Origin of the sequence: Filomicrobium insigne (assembly GCF_900104305.1) — a bacterium.
GTDB classification, from domain to species: domain Bacteria; phylum Pseudomonadota; class Alphaproteobacteria; order Rhizobiales; family Hyphomicrobiaceae; genus Filomicrobium; species Filomicrobium insigne.
The window spans coordinates 1-16,923 of sequence record NZ_FNJC01000009.1; the positions used below are offsets into that span (position 1 = coordinate 1).

The 16,923-nt window shown below is 58.0% G+C and carries 13 protein-coding genes and 1 tRNA gene; all 14 read right to left on the bottom strand.

The features are described from left to right. A partial coding sequence (locus tag BLS30_RS17865) for a GTP-binding protein (RefSeq protein WP_244512528.1) occupies positions 1 to 90 on the bottom strand: 90 nt, incomplete at its 3' end. A 137-nt stretch (positions 91 to 227) separates the two neighbouring features. Beyond that, on the bottom strand, positions 228 to 2,318 hold the full coding sequence (gene fusA / locus BLS30_RS17870) for an elongation factor G (protein ID WP_090230846.1): 2,091 nt from the start codon (positions 2,316 to 2,318) through the stop codon (positions 228 to 230). A 24-nt stretch (positions 2,319 to 2,342) separates the two neighbouring features. Then, entirely contained in the window at positions 2,343 to 2,813 is a 471-nt protein-coding gene (gene rpsG / locus BLS30_RS17875) for a 30S ribosomal protein S7 (protein ID WP_090230848.1), read from the bottom strand. Between the two features lie 109 nt (positions 2,814 to 2,922). Beyond that, a complete protein-coding gene (gene rpsL / locus BLS30_RS17880; protein ID WP_090230850.1) occupies positions 2,923 to 3,294 on the bottom strand; it encodes a 30S ribosomal protein S12 in 372 nt (123 codons plus the stop codon). A gap of 478 nt (positions 3,295 to 3,772) precedes the next feature. Continuing rightward, the gene (gene rpoC / locus BLS30_RS17885) at positions 3,773 to 8,008 is read right to left on the bottom strand and encodes a DNA-directed RNA polymerase subunit beta' (RefSeq protein ID WP_090230853.1); all 4,236 of its coding nucleotides are present in this window, start codon (positions 8,006 to 8,008) and stop codon (positions 3,773 to 3,775) included. Between the two features lie 113 nt (positions 8,009 to 8,121). Beyond that, positions 8,122 to 12,294 carry a DNA-directed RNA polymerase subunit beta gene (rpoB, locus tag BLS30_RS17890; protein WP_090230855.1) on the bottom strand — a complete coding sequence of 1,391 codons (4,173 nt, stop codon included), beginning with the start codon at positions 12,292 to 12,294 and terminating at the stop codon, positions 8,122 to 8,124. A gap of 259 nt (positions 12,295 to 12,553) precedes the next feature. After that, positions 12,554 to 12,931, bottom strand: coding sequence for a 50S ribosomal protein L7/L12 (gene rplL, locus BLS30_RS17895; RefSeq protein WP_090230859.1), 378 nt, complete (start codon positions 12,929 to 12,931; stop codon positions 12,554 to 12,556). A gap of 92 nt (positions 12,932 to 13,023) precedes the next feature. Then, complete coding sequence (rplJ, locus tag BLS30_RS17900) at positions 13,024 to 13,542, bottom strand: 50S ribosomal protein L10 (RefSeq protein ID WP_090230862.1); 519 nt, start codon at positions 13,540 to 13,542, stop codon at positions 13,024 to 13,026. Between the two features lie 365 nt (positions 13,543 to 13,907). After that, the gene (gene rplA / locus BLS30_RS17905; protein ID WP_090230876.1) at positions 13,908 to 14,615 is read right to left on the bottom strand and encodes a 50S ribosomal protein L1; all 708 of its coding nucleotides are present in this window, start codon (positions 14,613 to 14,615) and stop codon (positions 13,908 to 13,910) included. Between the two features lie 43 nt (positions 14,616 to 14,658). Continuing rightward, positions 14,659 to 15,105 carry a 50S ribosomal protein L11 gene (gene rplK / locus BLS30_RS17910; RefSeq protein ID WP_090230865.1) on the bottom strand — a complete coding sequence of 149 codons (447 nt, stop codon included), beginning with the start codon at positions 15,103 to 15,105 and terminating at the stop codon, positions 14,659 to 14,661. 228 nt (positions 15,106 to 15,333) lie between these two features. Further along, complete coding sequence (gene nusG / locus BLS30_RS17915; RefSeq protein ID WP_090230868.1) at positions 15,334 to 15,870, bottom strand: transcription termination/antitermination protein NusG; 537 nt, start codon at positions 15,868 to 15,870, stop codon at positions 15,334 to 15,336. A 77-nt stretch (positions 15,871 to 15,947) separates the two neighbouring features. Beyond that, positions 15,948 to 16,145 (bottom strand): preprotein translocase subunit SecE, encoded by a 198-nt coding sequence (secE, locus tag BLS30_RS17920; RefSeq protein WP_090230870.1) that lies wholly within the window; start codon positions 16,143 to 16,145, stop codon positions 15,948 to 15,950. 131 nt (positions 16,146 to 16,276) lie between these two features. Further along, positions 16,277 to 16,352 (bottom strand) — tRNA-Trp (locus BLS30_RS17925). Between the two features lie 126 nt (positions 16,353 to 16,478). Further along, a complete protein-coding gene (locus tag BLS30_RS17930; RefSeq protein ID WP_090230873.1) occupies positions 16,479 to 16,799 on the bottom strand; it encodes a YbjQ family protein in 321 nt (106 codons plus the stop codon). Between the last annotated feature and the right edge of the window lie 124 nt (positions 16,800 to 16,923).

The window sequence follows — 16,923 nt, forward strand, 5'->3', positions numbered from 1 at the left end:
TGCCGTCAGAGACGTCTTTCCGTGGTCAACGTGACCGATCGTGCCGATGTTTACGTGCGGCTTCGTCCGCTCGAATTTCGCCTTGGCCATTGCTCCGGCTCTCCATCTTTAGTTGCTGACCCGCGGGTCTCGTCTCAATTCCAAATTCGTTCCGCCCGACGATCGACTCTTTAAAAGTCTCTCTACAAGGCTAGACTGCGACGGCCATCGGGGCCGCCGCAAATTCCTTAGGCGTACTTCGCCTTAACCTCATCTGCCACGTTCCGCGGCACCTCGGCATAATGTGCAAACTGCATCGAGTACTGCGCACGCCCAGTCGACATCGACCGCAACGTGTTGATGTAACCGAACATGTTCGCCAGCGGCACGAAGGCTTTGATCACCGTTGCGTTGCCGCGCATTTCCTGGCTACGGATCTGGCCACGCCGCGAGTTCACATCGCCGATAATGCCACCGACGAATTCCTGCGGAGACACGATCTCAACGTCCATCACGGGCTCGAGCAGCTTAATGCCACCCTTCTCACAGCCTTCACGCATCGCTGCGCGCGCTGCGATTTCGAACGCAATCGCGGACGAGTCGACTTCGTGGAAAGCACCGTCAAACAGGGTGACCTTCATGTCGACCATTGGGAAGCCGATAAGCATGCCCGTTTCCCAAACCGACTTGACGCCCTTTTCCACGCCAGGAATGTATTCCTTCGGCACCGAGCCACCGACGATCTCGGACGCGAACACGTTGCCGCCACCGATCTCGTTGGGCTCGAGACGCATTTTCACGCGAGCAAATTGGCCGGTACCACCAGTCTGCTTCTTGTGCGTGTAATCAATCTCGCTAGCCCGCGCGAGGCTCTCGCGATAGGCCACCTGCGGCGCGCCCGTGTTCGCATCTACGTGGTGGGTCCGCCGCAGAATGTCGACTTTGATGTCGAGGTGGAGTTCGCCCATACCCTTGAGGATGGTTTCTCCCGACTCCTGATCGACCGACACGCGGAACGAAGGATCCTCAAGCGCCATTTCGTTGAGCGCCAGCGCCATCTTCTCCTGATCAGCCTTGGTTTTTGGCTCGATCTTCATCTCGATGACCGGATCCGGGAACTCCATCTTCTCAAGAATGATGGGCTTCGTAGGATCGCACAGCGTTTCACCGGTCCGCGTATCTTTGAGCCCCTGCAGCGCGATGATGTCGCCGGCGTAGGCATTTTCGATCGCCTTACGGTCCTCTGCGTGCATCATATACATACGCCCGACGCGCTCCTTCTTGTCGCGCGTGCTATTGAGCAAGCTCACGCCCTGCTCGACCTTACCAGAGTAGATACGGCAGAACGTGATGGAGCCGACGTGCTCGAAGTTTGCGATCTTGAAGGCGAGCATAGCGAGCGGCTCGTCATCCGACGACTTGCGCTCCATCACCGTCTCATCCTTCGGATTAATGCCTTTGATCGCCGGAACATCCAACGGGCTCGGCAGATAGTCGACGACGGCATCGAGTAGCGGCTGCACGCCCTTGTTCTTGAAAGCCGAGCCGCAGACCATCGGATAGAAGGCGCCCGAAATCGTGCCCTTGCGCAGCAGCTTGCGCAGCGTGTCCTCGTCTGGCTCACTACCCTCGAGGTATGCCTCCATCGCCGCATCGTCCATTTCGACGGCAGCTTCAATCATCGAAGCACGGAATTCCTGCGCGCGCTCAAGAAGCTCAGATGGGATCTCGATTTCCGTGACGGTAGCACCCTTGTCGTCGCCGCCCCAGACATAGCCCTTCATTTTGATGAGATCGACTTCGCCGCGGAAATCACTTTCCGCGCCGATCGGGATTTGAATAGGCACCGGACGCGCGCCAAGCTTCGCCTTAATGTCCTCGACGCACATGTAAAAGTCGGCGCCGGTCTTATCCATCTTGTTGGCGAAGATGATACGCGGAACGTTGTACTTGTCGCCCTGACGCCAGACTGTTTCGGTCTGCGGCTCCACGCCCTGGTTCGAGTCCAGCACGCACACCGCGCCGTCGAGCACACGCAGCGAACGCTCGACCTCAATGGTGAAATCGACGTGGCCTGGAGTGTCGATAATGTTCAGACGGCGCTTCTTACCATCACGCCCAGGCCAGAAGCAGGTCGTCGCGGCCGACTGAATGGTAATTCCGCGCTCGGCTTCCTGATCCATGAAATCCATGGTCGAGGCACCGTCGTGCGTCTCACCAAGCTTGTGCGAGATGCCGGTATAAAAGAGGATCCGCTCAGTCGTCGTCGTCTTTCCAGCATCGATGTGTGCCATGATGCCGAAATTGCGGTAGTCCTCGATTTTATATTCACGAGCCATGGATAGCCTCAGGGTCTCTAGAGTTTACCAGCGATAATGCGAGAAGGCGCGGTTCGCTTCCGCCATCTTGTGCGTGTCTTCGCGCTTCTTCACCGCTGTTCCGCGGTTGTTAGCAGCATCGAGCAACTCGCCCGACAGCCGCTCCACCATCGTATTCTCGTTCCGGTTCCGGGCCGCAGCGATTATCCAACGGATCGCCAGAGCCTGACGACGCTCGTTACGCACTTCGACCGGGACCTGGTACGTCGCACCACCAACGCGGCGCGAACGAACCTCAACAGCCGGCATGACATTCTCAAGGGCCTGATGGAACATCGGCAAAGCTTCCGACTTTGCCTTATCTTCCATACGGTCGAAGGCACCGTAAACGATGGTTTCAGCGACCGACTTTTTGCCCTCGCGCATGACGGCATTCATGAACTTCGTGACAATCAAGTCTCCGAACTTCGGGTCCGGATTGATTTCTCGCTTCTCAGCTCGGTGACGACGCGACATGCGCTACTGCCCTCAGCTTCTTGATCCGATTGCGGGTCACTCTGCGCGACCCTTGACTTCCGGAGCACCGAAGCATCGGAGCTCCACAAACATTACTTCTCGCCGAAACTTACTTCGGACGCTTCGCACCGTACTTCGAACGGCGCTGCTTACGATCCGCAACACCCTGCGTATCGAGCACGCCACGGACGATGTGATAGCGCACACCAGGAAGGTCTTTCACGCGACCACCACGAATGAGCACAACAGAGTGCTCCTGGAGATTATGACCTTCACCCGGAATGTAACCGATGACTTCGTAGCCGTTCGTCAGTCGGATCTTCGCAACCTTACGCAGAGCGGAGTTTGGCTTCTTCGGCGTCGTCGTGTAGACGCGCGTGCAAACACCACGCTTCTGCGGGCAAGCATCCATATGCCGCGACTTTTCGCGGTACGTCTTCTGCTCGCGGGGCTTACGTATCAACTGTTGTATTGTCGGCATTCGCCTTGTCCACCGGTCTATGCACGGCGCTGGCAGGCGCCAGCGCCAAATCCACCATGTCGGGCCCGGCCGCATTCGCGGGCTCAACACGAAAAAACCAGAGGACCATCAGCTCCGAAAGCTGAGGTCATGGCCCGAAATGTGTTCTGCGTCTTGACGGTAGCGTATAGGCGACAATACGACCGGGCCAACTGCCCGATAACCACCTACTGCCTACCGTTAGAGTGGCGAAGCTATATACACAGGCTTGTTAGTGGTCAACAGTTGCACCGCAAAAAGCCGAAATATTTTTGTCGCATCGTACCGCTATCATCATCCGCCCGCATTTCGGGGGGCGTCTTGGACCGGAACGAGCAGGCAGCAACTCGGTTCCGGCACCATATATTACTCCAATTCCCCGCTTTCCCACGAATCAAAACCGCCGCGATCCAGGTAACGGACCACGGCGGTATCGATTTCTGGCGATGATTCTCGGCTCTTACTCAGCCGCCTCCTCGCTGGAGCGCCGCCGCCGGCGCCCACCCGTGCCGTCACCGTCGGGTCCGGCGATAGCTTGATCATCCATACGAGCACGCTCCTTGGCGATGAGATCGTCACGCTTGCCGGCAATGCTACGCAGCCGCCGCAGCATTCCGCCCGTACCAGCTGGGATGAGACGGCCGACGATGACGTTCTCCTTGAGCCCTTCCAGCGTATCCGCCTTGCCATTGACGGCAGCGTCGGTAAGCACGCGTGTCGTCTCCTGGAACGAAGCCGCAGAGATGAACGAGCGCGTTTGCAGCGACGCCTTCGTGATGCCCAGAAGAACAGGGATCGCAGTCGCGGGGCGTTGACCAGCCTTTTCCGCCGCGAGGTTCCGCTCGTCGAACTCGATGCGATCGATCTGCTCACCCTTAATCATGTCGGTCTCACCGGTGTCGGTGATTTCGACCTTCTGCAGCATCTGCCGGACAATCACTTCAATGTGCTTGTCGTTAATGGTCACGCCCTGCAGCCGGTAAACGTCCTGGATCTCGTTAATGAGATAGTTCGCCAGTTCCTCGACGCCCTTAATCGCCAGGATGTCGTGCGGTGCCGGGTGGCCATCGTAGATGTAATCACCGCGTTCGATATGATCACCGTGCTGGACGGTCAGGTTCTTGCCACGTGGAATGAGATATTCCACTGCCTCTTGTGGCTCGTCGCTTGAACCATCGTCGTGAGGACGGATCGCGATACGCTGCTTGTTCTTATAGTCCTTACCGAACTCAACGACTCCGGAGATTTCAGCGATGATCGCGTGATCCTTAGGACGCCGTGCTTCGAACAATTCAGCGACTCGCGGCAGACCGCCGGTGATGTCACCCGACTTAGCCGACGCCAGCGGGCTACGTGCCAGCACGTCACCAGCCTTGACCTCGGTGTTCCCATCCACTGACAAAATGGCATCGACCGACAGCAGATAACGCGCATCGCCACCACGCGCCACTTTGATCGGATTACCGTCCTTGTCCTTAATGACAATCGCGGGCTTGAGCTCCGCCCCACGCGGCGAAGCGCGCCAATCGATAACGACGCGGTTGGTCGTACCCTTCACCTCGTCGGTTTGCTCACGCACTGAGGCGCCTTCCACAAGGTCCTCAAACGAAACCATGCCATCAACTTCGGTCAGGATCGGACGAGTGTATGGATCCCATTGTGCGAGCCGTGTACCGCGTTTGACGGTATCCCCTTCGTCAACGTGCAATCGAGCGCCGTAAGGAATCTTGTGCGTCGCAAGCTCTTTACCCGATTGATCGCTGATGACCACAGCCATCGTCCGGCCCATGGCGACTAAACGGCCCTGGCTGTCTTTGACCATGGCACGGTTGCGGATCGACACTGTGCCGTTGAAGCTCGACTCGATGAACGACGTATCAACCACCTGCGCCGTACCGCCGATGTGGAACGTACGCATAGTAAGCTGGGTACCGGGCTCACCGATCGACTGGGCCGCGATAACACCCACGGCCTCACCAATATTGACCGGCGTACCACGGGCCAAGTCACGGCCGTAGCATTTGCCACAAACGCCGGTAATCGTCTCACAGGTCAGCACCGAGCGGATGCGCAGTTCCTGCACCTCTGCCGCGGCGAGAGCCTCGACATGTCGTTCCTCGATCATCTCACCGGTCTTGATGATCACCTCGCCGGAAGAAGGATCAATGACGTCTTCCGCTGCCGTACGGCCGAGCGCACGCTGTCCCAGGGACACGATAACCTGACCGGCATCGACGACCGCCTGAATCTTGATGCCTGCATCCGTTCCGCAATCCGGCTCGGAGATAATCGCATCCTGCGCAACGTCAACGAGACGACGGGTCAGATAACCCGAGTTCGCCGTCTTCAACGCCGTATCCGCAAGACCCTTCCGGGCACCGTGGGTCGAGTTGAAGTACTCAAGAACCGACAAACCTTCTTTAAAGTTAGCCTTAATCGGCGTCTCGATGATCTCACCCGACGGCTTGGTCATAAGACCGCGCATCGCAGCAAGCTGACGCATCTGGGTCGGCGAACCACGCGCACCCGAGTGGCTCATCATGTAGATCGAGTTGATCGGCTTATCGCGTCCGTCAGGAAGCTTCTCGGTCGCCGAGATGCGATCCATCATTTCCTTGGCGACCCGGTCCGTACACTTCGACCATGCGTCGACCACCTTGTTGTACTTCTCAAGCTGGGTGATCAGACCGTCGTTGTACTGCTGTTCGAATTCGCGAACCAGTTCCTCGGTCTCGGCCATGATGCCCGACTTGCTCGACGGGATCTGCATGTCGTCCTTGCCGAAGGAAATACCGGCCTTGAACGCATGATTGAAGCCAAGGCTCATGATCCGGTCGCAGAAGATCACCGTCTCCTTCTGACCGCAGTTGCGGTAGACGGCATCGATCATCTTCGAGATAGCTTTCTTCGTCAGAAGCTGGTTCACCAGATCGAATTTTACCGTCGCATTGCGTGGCAGCAATTCACCGAGGATCATGCGGCCCGGCGTCGTGTCATAGACCTCGCGCACCGGATTCCCTTCGGCATCAACCGTCTCAAAGCGGCCCTTGATCTTGGCGTGCAATGCCACGGCACCAGACTCGAGAGCGTGGTGCACCTCGTTGACCGAACCGAACATCATGCCTTCACCCGGCTCTTTGTCCGAGATCAGAGACAGGTAGTACAGACCAAGCACGATATCCTGCGACGGCACGATAATTGGCTGCCCGTTGGCCGGATGCAGAATGTTGTTGGTCGACATCATCAGCACGCGTGCTTCAAGCTGGGCTTCCAGTGACAGCGGTACGTGGACAGCCATCTGGTCGCCGTCGAAGTCGGCGTTGAACGCCGCGCAAACCAACGGATGCAGCTGAATAGCCTTACCTTCAATCAGCGTCGGCTCAAACGCCTGAATGCCAAGTCTGTGCAGCGTCGGAGCACGGTTGAGCATCACCGGATGCTCACGGATAACCTCATCGAGGACGTCCCAGACCTCCGGCTTTTCCTTCTCAACAAGCTTCTTGGCCTGCTTAACGGTAGCCGCCTGCCCCAGCGCCTGTAGCCGCGCATAGATGAACGGCTTGAAGAGCTCAAGCGCCATCTTCTTCGGCAGACCGCACTGATGCAGTTTCAATTCAGGACCAACCACGATCACTGAACGGCCAGAGTAGTCGACACGCTTACCGAGCAGGTTCTGACGGAAGCGGCCCTGCTTACCCTTGAGCATATCCGCGAGCGACTTCAACGGACGCTTATTCGCACCCGTGATAACACGGCCGCGGCGGCCGTTATCGAACAGCGCGTCGACTGACTCCTGCAGCATGCGCTTTTCGTTCCGGATGATGATATCCGGAGCACGCAGCTCCATGAGCCGCTTCAGACGGTTGTTACGGTTGATGACGCGGCGATAAAGGTCGTTGAGGTCAGACGTCGCAAAACGTCCACCATCGAGCGGCACCAGCGGACGTAGCTCGGGCGGGATCACCGGAACAACCGTGAGGATCATCCATTCCGGACGATTACCGGATTCGATAAAGGCCTCGATAACCTTAAGCCGCTTACCAAGCTTCTTAGGCTTCAGTTCCGTCGTGGCTTCAGCGATTTCCTGGCGCAGGTCGTCGCGGATCTTCGGCAGATCCATAGCTGACAGAATCTCGCGGATCGCCTCAGCGCCGATACCGGCCGTGAAGCTGTCCGCGCCATACTCCTCGATCGCCTCGTTGTACTGGTCTTCGGTAAGAAGCTGCTTTTCCTTGAACGGGGTGATGCCCGGCTCAATGACAACGTAGTTCTCGAAATAAAGAACCCGCTCCAGATCCTTGAGTGCCATATCAAGCAGCAAACCGATACGGCTCGGCAATGACTTGAGGAACCAGATGTGCGCAACCGGGGCCGCCAATTCGATGTGGCCCATACGTTCACGACGGACCTTTGCAAGCGTCACCTCGACGCCGCACTTTTCGCAGATCAGGCCCTTGTACTTCATCCGCTTGTACTTGCCGCACAAGCACTCGTAGTCCTTGATTGGACCGAAAATGCGCGCGCAGAACAAACCGTCACGCTCCGGCTTGAACGTACGGTAGTTGATCGTCTCCGGCTTTTTGATCTCACCGAACGACCAAGACAGGATGTCGTCAGGGCTCGCGATCGAGATCTTGATCTGATCGAACGTCGGCAACGGCGTCTGAGTCTTGAAGATGTTTGTGATCTCGTTCATCAGCAGTCTCCTCGACGGGACCTGCGGGGGCGGCGGTCCCTGAAATTCTTAAAGTGCCAGGCAGGTAACGCCTCCCCACTCCGATGAGCGGGGAGGCAGAATGCTCAAGCCTGTTATTCGGCTGCGGCCGGTGGCAGTTGCGGCCGCGGCGTGCCTTCTTCCGTTTCGTCGTCAACGGCAAGCCGTTCTGAATTCAAGAGCTCGACGTTGAGGCCCAGGGCCCGCATTTCCTTCACGAGCACGTTGAAGCTCTCCGGCACGCCAGCCTCGAATGCGTCGTCACCGCGGACGATCGCCTCGTAGACCTTAGTACGGCCGGCGACGTCGTCCGACTTGACCGTAAGCATTTCCTGCAGCGTGTACGCGGCGCCGTAAGCTTCCAGAGCCCAGACCTCCATTTCACCGAAGCGCTGACCACCGAACTGGGCCTTACCACCCAGCGGCTGCTGCGTAACGAGTGAGTAGGGTCCGATGGACCGAGCGTGGATCTTATCGTCGACAAGGTGATGCAGCTTCAGGATGTACTTGTAGCCAACCGTAACCTTACGATCGAATGGCTCACCGGTACGTCCATCATACAGCGTGACCTGGCCCGAAGTATCGAACCCGGCGGCCTTCAGCATCTCGACAATGTCCGGCTCGCGCGCACCGTCGAAGACCGGCGTTGCAATCGGCACACCCGTCTTGAGCTGCTCAGCCAGCACGACCTTGTCATCATTGGTCGGCACCACTTCATCGACATGGTCCTTGCCGTAGACGGTAGCAAGCTGCGACTCGAGCGCCTTCATCTCACCGGACGCACGGAACTCCTCCAGCGCCTGATCTATGGCGCGGCCGAGACCGCGGCACGCCCAGCCAAGGTGAGTCTCCAGGATCTGCCCCACGTTCATGCGCGAAGGCACGCCAAGCGGATTGAGCACGACGTCGACTGGAGTACCATCCTCCAGGAACGGCATATCTTCCTTGGGCACGATCTGCGACACGACACCCTTGTTGCCGTGACGTCCGGCCATCTTGTCGCCGGGCTGGATCTTGCGCTTCACGGCGACGAAGACTTTGACCATCTTCATCACGCCCGGAGGCAATTCGTCACCACGCTGAAGCTTGTCGACCTTATCGACGAAGCGGCGCTCAAGGCTCTTCTTCGCGTCTTCGTACTGCTTCTGGATCGCCTCGACCTCAGCCTGCGCCTTTTCATCGGCCAGACCGATTTCCCACCACTGGCTGCGAGGAATCTCGTCCAGGATAGTATCGTCGATAATTGTACCCTTACGGGCACCCTTCGGTCCCTTGGCGACCTCTTTACCGAGGAGCGACTCCTTCAACCGCGCATAGACGTTGCGATCAAGGATCTGCAATTCGTCATCACGGTCCTTCGCGAGCCGCTCGATTTCCTCGCGCTCGATCGCCATCGCACGCTCGTCTTTATCGACGCCGTGACGGTTGAACACGCGAACTTCAACGATCGTACCGACGACACCCGGTGGCAGGCGCAACGACGTGTCACGCACGTCCGAAGCCTTTTCACCGAAGATGGCGCGCAGAAGCTTTTCTTCCGGCGTCATCGGGCTCTCACCCTTCGGCGTAATCTTGCCGACCAGAATGTCGCCTGGATGCACTTCCGCACCGATGTAAACGATGCCGGCTTCGTCGAGGTTCTTCAGAGCTTCTTCCGAAACGTTCGGAATATCACGCGTGATTTCCTCCGGCCCGAGCTTCGTGTCTCGCGCCATCACCTCAAATTCCTCGATGTGAATCGAGGTGAACACGTCGTCGGAAACGACGCGCTCGGACATGAGGATGGAGTCCTCGAAGTTGTAGCCCATCCACGGCATGAACGCGACGAGCACGTTCTTACCCAGAGCCAGATCACCGAGATCCGTCGACGGACCATCCGCTAGGATTTCACCCTCGCGGACGTAGTCGCCAACGTTGACCAGCGGACGCTGGTTGATACAGGTGTTCTGGTTCGAACGTTGGAACTTGCGCAAACGATAGATGTCGACGCCAGGCTTGGAAGGATCAGCTTCCTCCGTAGCACGGATAACGATACGAGTTGCATCAACCTGATCCACAATGCCGGTCCGCCGGGCTGCAATCGCAGCACCAGAGTCACGCGCAACGACCTCTTCCATGCCCGTTCCGACCAGAGGCGCTTCCGCCTTGATCAACGGCACCGCCTGACGCTGCATGTTCGAGCCCATCAGAGCGCGGTTAGCGTCGTCATTTTCAAGGAACGGAATAAGAGCGGCCGCAACCGACACAAGCTGCTTCGGCGAAACGTCGATGTAGTCCACGAGATCACGCGGCACCAATATGACGTCGCCCTGATAACGACAGTTGATCAGGTCGCCTGTTAGGTTGCCACCCTCGTCGATGTCGGCGTTCGCCTGCGCAACGTGATGGCGCATCTCCTCCATCGCCGACAGGTAGACAACCTCATCCGTCACCTTACCGTCGATGACACGGCGATAGGGGCTCTCGATGAAGCCATACTTGTTGACCCGCGCAAACGTCGCCAGCGAGTTGATGAGGCCGATGTTCGGACCTTCCGGCGTTTCAATCGGACAGATGCGACCGTAGTGCGTTGGATGCACGTCACGCACCTCGAAGCCGGCACGCTCGCGCGTCAGACCACCTGGCCCCAGCGCCGATAGACGACGCTTGTGCGTGATCTCGGACAATGGGTTGGTCTGATCCATGAACTGCGAGAGCTGCGAGGAACCGAAGAACTCCCGCACCGCCGCCGCTGCCGGCTTAGCGTTGATCAGATCCTGCGGCATCACCGTGTCGATATCGACCGATGACATGCGCTCCTTGATCGCGCGCTCCATGCGCAGGAGGCCGAGCCGGTATTGATTTTCCATCAACTCGCCGACCGAGCGCACGCGCCGGTTGCCAAGGTGATCGATATCATCAATATCGCCACGTCCGTCGCGCAGGCCGACAAGTGTCCGGATCACGCCGAGGATGTCGTCGCCACGCAGAACACGAACCGTATCCTCCGCCGGCTCGAAACCTTCCAACTCGGTAAGACGCATGTTCATCTTCACGCGACCGACCGCAGAAAGGTCATAACGCTCAGGGTCAAAGAACAAGCCGTGGAACAGGTTTGTCGCCGCTTCAATCGTCGGCGGCTCACCGGGCCGCATGACCCGGTAGATGTCCATCAACGCCTCGTCCTGGTTGGCGTTCTTGTCAACATTGAGCGTGTTACGAATGAAGGCTCCGACGTTGACATGGTCAATGTCGAGAATCGGGAATTCCCTGACCTTCTCATCTTTCAGCTCAGCCAGAAGCTTAGCGTCGAGCTCCGAACCTGCTTCCGCATAAATCTCACCCGTCTCAAGATTGACGATATCCTGAGCGAGGTACCTGCCCGACAGATCTTCTGAACTGACGAGCAGCTCATTAAGACCGTTTTCCGCAAGCTGTCGTGCCGTCCGTGCCGTGACCTTCTCGCCGGCATTGACAACGACCTTACCCGTCTTCGCGTCCAACAGGTCAGAGACCGGCGTAACGCCGCGCCACTTCTCGGCCACGAACGGCATCTTCCAGCCGCGCTTGCTTTCCTTGATGTGGATCTGATCGTAAAACGTCGCCAGGATCTCTTCGTCGTTAAGACCGAGCGCATAAAGTAACGTCGTCACTGGCAGCTTACGGCGCCGGTCAATACGAACGTAGACAATATCCTTGGCATCGAATTCGAAATCGAGCCACGAACCACGATAAGGGATGATACGCGCCGCAAACAGCAGCTTGCCGCTCACGTGCGTACGGCCGCGGTCGTGATCGAAGAAAACACCAGGGCTACGGTGCATCTGTGAAACGATAACACGCTCTGTACCGTTGATGACGAACGTACCGTTCTGCGTCATCAGAGGCATGTCGCCCATGTAGACGTCCTGCTCTTTGACGTCCTTGATCGACTTTGAGCCCGTCTCTTCGTTGATATCAAACACGATGAGGCGCAGTTTCACCTTCAGCGGCGCGGAATAGGTCATATCGCGCTGCATGCACTCATCGACGTCGTACTTCGGGGGCTCAAATTCATAACGGACAAACTCAAGCGTCGACTTGCCCGCGAAATCCGAAATCGGAAACACCGACTTGAAAACCGCTTGCAAACCCTGATCGTCCGGGCGGCCACCTTCCGGCTCACGAACCATCAGAAAGTCGTCGTATGAGCTCTTCTGGACCTCGATGAGGTTCGGCATCTGGGCAACTTCCCGGATGTGGCCAAACTTCTTCCGGAGGCGCTTGCGACCGTTGAATGCCTCAGCCATAATCGCTCCTCTTCGTTTCGCGGGGACTGGGACTCCCGCGTCTTGCGCTACGGCAACAAACGCCCCCACGCACGGGACTGCTGCCATGATCTGACCGGCTGTAAACGAGCCGGGAATTTCCAAACCGCACACCTTTCGGCGCACCGTCACCAAAAGCCTTAAAACGGCTCACCGGGACGCCTCTTCGTTAGGCGCTCCGGAGAACCGTCTTGGGCGGACATCCCCTCCCGCCAAGCGGAAGGGGATGCACCAAGCCGTCTTACTTGAGCTCGACCTTGGCACCTGCCTCTTCGAGCTTCTTCTTGATGGCCTCAGCCTCGTCCTTCGGAGCGGCTTCCTTCACGGTCTTACCACCCGCCTCGACGAGATCCTTAGCTTCCTTCAGGCCGAGCCCGGTGATGGCGCGAACCTCTTTAATGACGTTGATCTTCTTGTCGCCTGCGTCGACCAGAACGATGTCGAACTCGGTCTTCTCTTCAGCAGCTTCAGCAGCAGCGCCGCCAGCAGGAGCAGCTGCGACAGCAACTGCAGCAGCCGCTGAAACGCCCCATTTTTCTTCCAACATCTTGGCAAGTTCAGCCGCCTCAAGGACGGTCAGCGACGACAGGTCTTCGACGATCTTGGACAGATCAGCCATTTTCGTTTTCCTTCCGGTTCAAATCTAAATTTAGTTTGCATGCGCAGTTCCGGAGAACTGCTGTCTTCGTTGCGTTACAGGCGCTTGCCCTCTTAGGCAGCCTCACCGGCGCTGGCCTTCGCCTGGATAACCCGTGCGAGCGTCGCACCCGGCTCCTTAACCGTCCGGGCGATCTTCGTCGCCGGAGCGTTAAGCAGGCCGATAAGCTTGGCTCTGAGCTCATCCAAGGAGGGCAACTCGGCGAGTGCCTTGACCGCGTTCGCGTCTAGGACCGTTTCCCCCATTGCGCCGCCGAGGATCACGAGCTTTTCGTTTTCCTTAGCGTAGCCGACAGCGACCTTGGCAGCGGCGATCGGATCCTGCGAATAAGCAATGCAGGTCGGTCCCGTGAAAAGGTCGGCGATGCCGGAAGCTGGAGTGTCCTGGAGCGCGAGCTTGGCCAACCGGTTCTTAGCCACCTTGACCTTACCGCCGGCCGCTTTAACGCGGGAGCGGTAGTCGGTCATCTGAGCGACTGTCAAACCGGAATAGTGGGCAACCACCACCACGCCCGTCTCGTTAAAGACGTCGTGAAGCGTTGCAACGAGCTCACTCTTCGCGGCTCTATCCACTGCTCTCTCCTAGTCTGCGAGCCCCAAATTAGGGTCTCGCGGGTTGCAAGGTGCCGCCTCCTCGCCGATTTTCGGCTAATAGGCAGCGCTTGTACCTGTCCTCCCGAGCCAAGCGGCAAGGGGTGCGACCGAGAAGATTTGAACCGGACTCTTGGCACACTGTGATGTGCGCCTCGAAATCCGACATCTCCCATCTCATGCAGGCCCGAAGGGCTTAAGGCGGCCCTCGAAAATGAGGAAAATCCGCCACCTGCAGTCTCGGACAGGTCCACTCCTGACCCTCGGTCTTGAAAGGTCTGGGAGTGGGATCTTCCGGGCTCATCACCCGGAATTCCGTTTCATCTGCGCGCCGAAGCGCGAGGGCCTTAAGCCGGTGTCGCCGCCGGCATAACCGTGCCGACATCAACCTTGACGCCTGGCCCCATCGTCGAGCTGATCGAAACCTTCTTCACATAGGTGCCCTTGGCACCCGTTGGCTTCGCCTTGACCACGGCATCGACGAAGGCGCGGATGTTTTCCACCAACGCATCGGTGCCGAAGCTGGCCTTACCCACGCCACCGTGAATGATGCCGGCCTTCTCAACCCGGAACTCAACGGCGCCGCCCTTGGCGCCGCTAACCGCCGCAGCAACGTCCATCGTCACCGTTCCAACGCGCGGGTTCGGCATCAGGCCACGCGGACCGAGCACCTTACCCAGGCGACCAACGAGCCCCATCATGTCCGGGGTCGCGATGCACCGGTCAAAATTGATGTTACCCTTCTGAACCTCTTCGACGAGCTCCTCGGCACCGACAACATCGGCACCGGCAGCCTTTGCCTCGTCCGCCTTTGCGCCGCGCGCAAACACCGCAACACGCGCCGTACGGCCGGAACCGTTCGGCAGCATGCAAACGCCGCGCACCATCTGATCAGCGTGCTTGGGGTCAACGCCAAGGTTCATCGAGATCTCAACCGTCTCGTCAAATTTGGCCTTCGCACGTTCCTTGATCAGGTTAACCGCGCTGTCGATATCATAGGCCTTGTCGCGATCGATGCCGTCCCACACGGAGAGCATGCGTTTGCCACCTGCGATCCGGGTCGCCTTGACTTGCTCTGGAGCAACTTTTGTCATTGTCTTACTCCACCACCCTGATGCCCATGGAACGCGCAGAGCCCGCGATGGAGCGGGCCGCCTGCTCAATGTCGTCCGTGTTAAGATCTGCAAGCTTGGTCTTCGCGATCTCGCGAACCTGATCCATCGTCACCTGACCAACGGTTCCGCGGCCGGGTTCCTTGGAACCTGCGCCGGGCTTGCCGGTGGTTTTGAGGCCCGCAGCCTTCTTGAGGAAGAAGGTTGCCGGAGGCGTTTTCATTATGAAGGTAAACGAGCGGTCGGAGTAGACCGTAATCTTCACCGGAATCGGTGTATCCGGTTCGATATCTTTCGTTTTGGCGTTGAACGCCTTGCAGAATTCCATGATGTTAACACCACGCTGACCGAGCGCAGGCCCGATCGGCGGTGATGGATTGGCTTTACCTGCAGGCACCTGCAGGTTGATGTAGCCGTCTATCTTCTTGGCCATAGTATCCCCTGAACAGAACGGGAAGCGTGACACTCCCCAGGGTTAGCGGTCCACGGATCTTTGCCGGACAACCGGCGCGGACCCTCCCGCACGTAAAGGCCGCCGCATTAGCACGAACGAACCTTGGTCTCACCGCGAGCACGCATGCTCTTGGTAATCTCTTTATCTCCTAGTCCTGATCTCCCTTGGGAACAGCGCCCATGAACTAGCGTGGATCATGCGCGCGCATCAGCCCGCCACTTTTTCAACCTGCCCAAACTCGAGTTCGACAGGTGTCGGCCGGCCGAAAATCGAAACTGCCACCTTGAGCCGCGCCCGCTCCTCGTCCACTTCCTCGACGTGGCCTTGGAACGACGCGAAAGGACCATCGGAAACCTTGACGGATTCACCAACCTCGAACGTGATGGTCGGCTTCGGCCGCTCAATCCCGTCCTTGACCTGATTCAGAATCCGCATCGCCTCGTCTTCAGAGATCGCCATCGGCTTGCTATCAGCGCCGAGGAATCCTGTCACTTTAGGCGTATTCTTGATCAGCACGAACGCCGGATCGGTCATCTCCATCTTCACAAGCACATAGCCGGGCAGGAACTTGCGCTCTGTCTGCACCTTCCGGCCGCGCTTAACTTCGATAACCTCTTCCGTCGGAACGAGCACTTCTTCAAACACATCTTCGAGCCCGGCGGCTTTCGCGCGCTCTTTGATGGCGTCCGCCACCTTGCGTTCGAAGTTTGTGTAGGCATGCACGATGTACCAGCGCTTGGCCATTGTTCGGTCTCTATTCGCTTTGATTAATTGCGGGATCCACTTTCCGATTCCGCAGACAACACGTCGCGATATCGCCGCTAGCGACCCAGTCGCAGTACGAAATTGACCGCCCATCCCATGATTTGGTCAACAACCATGAAGAAGATGGCGGCCATGAAAACCATGATTAATACCATGATAGTCGTGATCCAGACCTCTTTCCAGGTCGGCCAAGTAACCTTGGACGTCTCTTGACGCACTTCTTGAATAAATTGAAACGGATTGAAGCTTGCCATCTCGAGCCAAGTTTATGAGAGCGCACAATGCGCCGGATGTGCAGATCGACTGATCTACCACATCACAGCAATAGTAACAGACCCGCTGCCCTCGTTCGCAGGGTCTGCTCTCCACTCTTCCGACAGTCTGTTGGCAGGGGCGGAGGGTCTCGAACCCCCAACCTTCGGTTTTGGAGACCGACGCTCTACCAATTGAGCTACACCCCTAGAGCGCTCGGCGAGCGCATGACCTCGACAAATCCGGAAAGCTGGGACCGTGTCCAATAACCGAGTTTCGGACACTTGTCACGCACCTATTGGATTTTCCGCTTGATTGCGACAATTATGCCACAATCACTCTGGCTCAACAACCACCGCCGTACCGTACGCGAGCACTTCCGTGACCGCTGCGGCCATCTCGTTGGCATCGTAGCGCATGGCCAGAATAGCGTTTGCCCCACGGCTTTCCGCCTGCGCCACTAGCAAATCAAACGCGTCTTGCCGCGCTCTCTCCGCTAACGTCGTATAAACCGTAATGTTACCACCAAACAAGATCTGGATCGAAGCGCCGATATTTCCCGCCAAACTACGCGACCGGACGGAAAGCCCACGAACGACCCCGATGACCTGCACCACGCGGTAACCGGGGATATCGTTACTCGTTACAACAAGCACCCGATCCCCCACAGTCTGCTACGATCCAAACCCGGCCCACTGGCCCCATTTTGGCGGCCTGTTAAGGGGCCACCAAAACGGATGCGATCATTATTCGACGATCGCGGCAACAACACCCGCGCCG

Excerpts from the sequence above, each read along its gene's own strand:
- rplK (WP_090230865.1), bottom strand. The coding sequence starts at position 15,105 with ATGGCCAAGAAGATAGACGGCTACATCAACCTGCAGGTGCCTGCAGGT.
- rpoB (WP_090230855.1), bottom strand. The coding sequence starts at position 12,294 with ATGGCTGAGGCATTCAACGGTCGCAAGCGCCTCCGGAAGAAGTTTGGC.
- rpsG (WP_090230848.1), bottom strand. The coding sequence starts at position 2,813 with ATGTCGCGTCGTCACCGAGCTGAGAAGCGAGAAATCAATCCGGACCCG.
- rpoC (WP_090230853.1), bottom strand. The coding sequence starts at position 8,008 with ATGAACGAGATCACAAACATCTTCAAGACTCAGACGCCGTTGCCGACG.
- fusA (WP_090230846.1), bottom strand. The coding sequence starts at position 2,318 with ATGGCTCGTGAATATAAAATCGAGGACTACCGCAATTTCGGCATCATG.
- rpsL (WP_090230850.1), bottom strand. The coding sequence starts at position 3,294 with ATGCCGACAATACAACAGTTGATACGTAAGCCCCGCGAGCAGAAGACG.
- rplL (WP_090230859.1), bottom strand. The coding sequence starts at position 12,931 with ATGGCTGATCTGTCCAAGATCGTCGAAGACCTGTCGTCGCTGACCGTC.
- secE (WP_090230870.1), bottom strand. The coding sequence starts at position 16,145 with ATGGCAAGCTTCAATCCGTTTCAATTTATTCAAGAAGTGCGTCAAGAG.
- nusG (WP_090230868.1), bottom strand. The coding sequence starts at position 15,870 with ATGGCCAAGCGCTGGTACATCGTGCATGCCTACACAAACTTCGAACGC.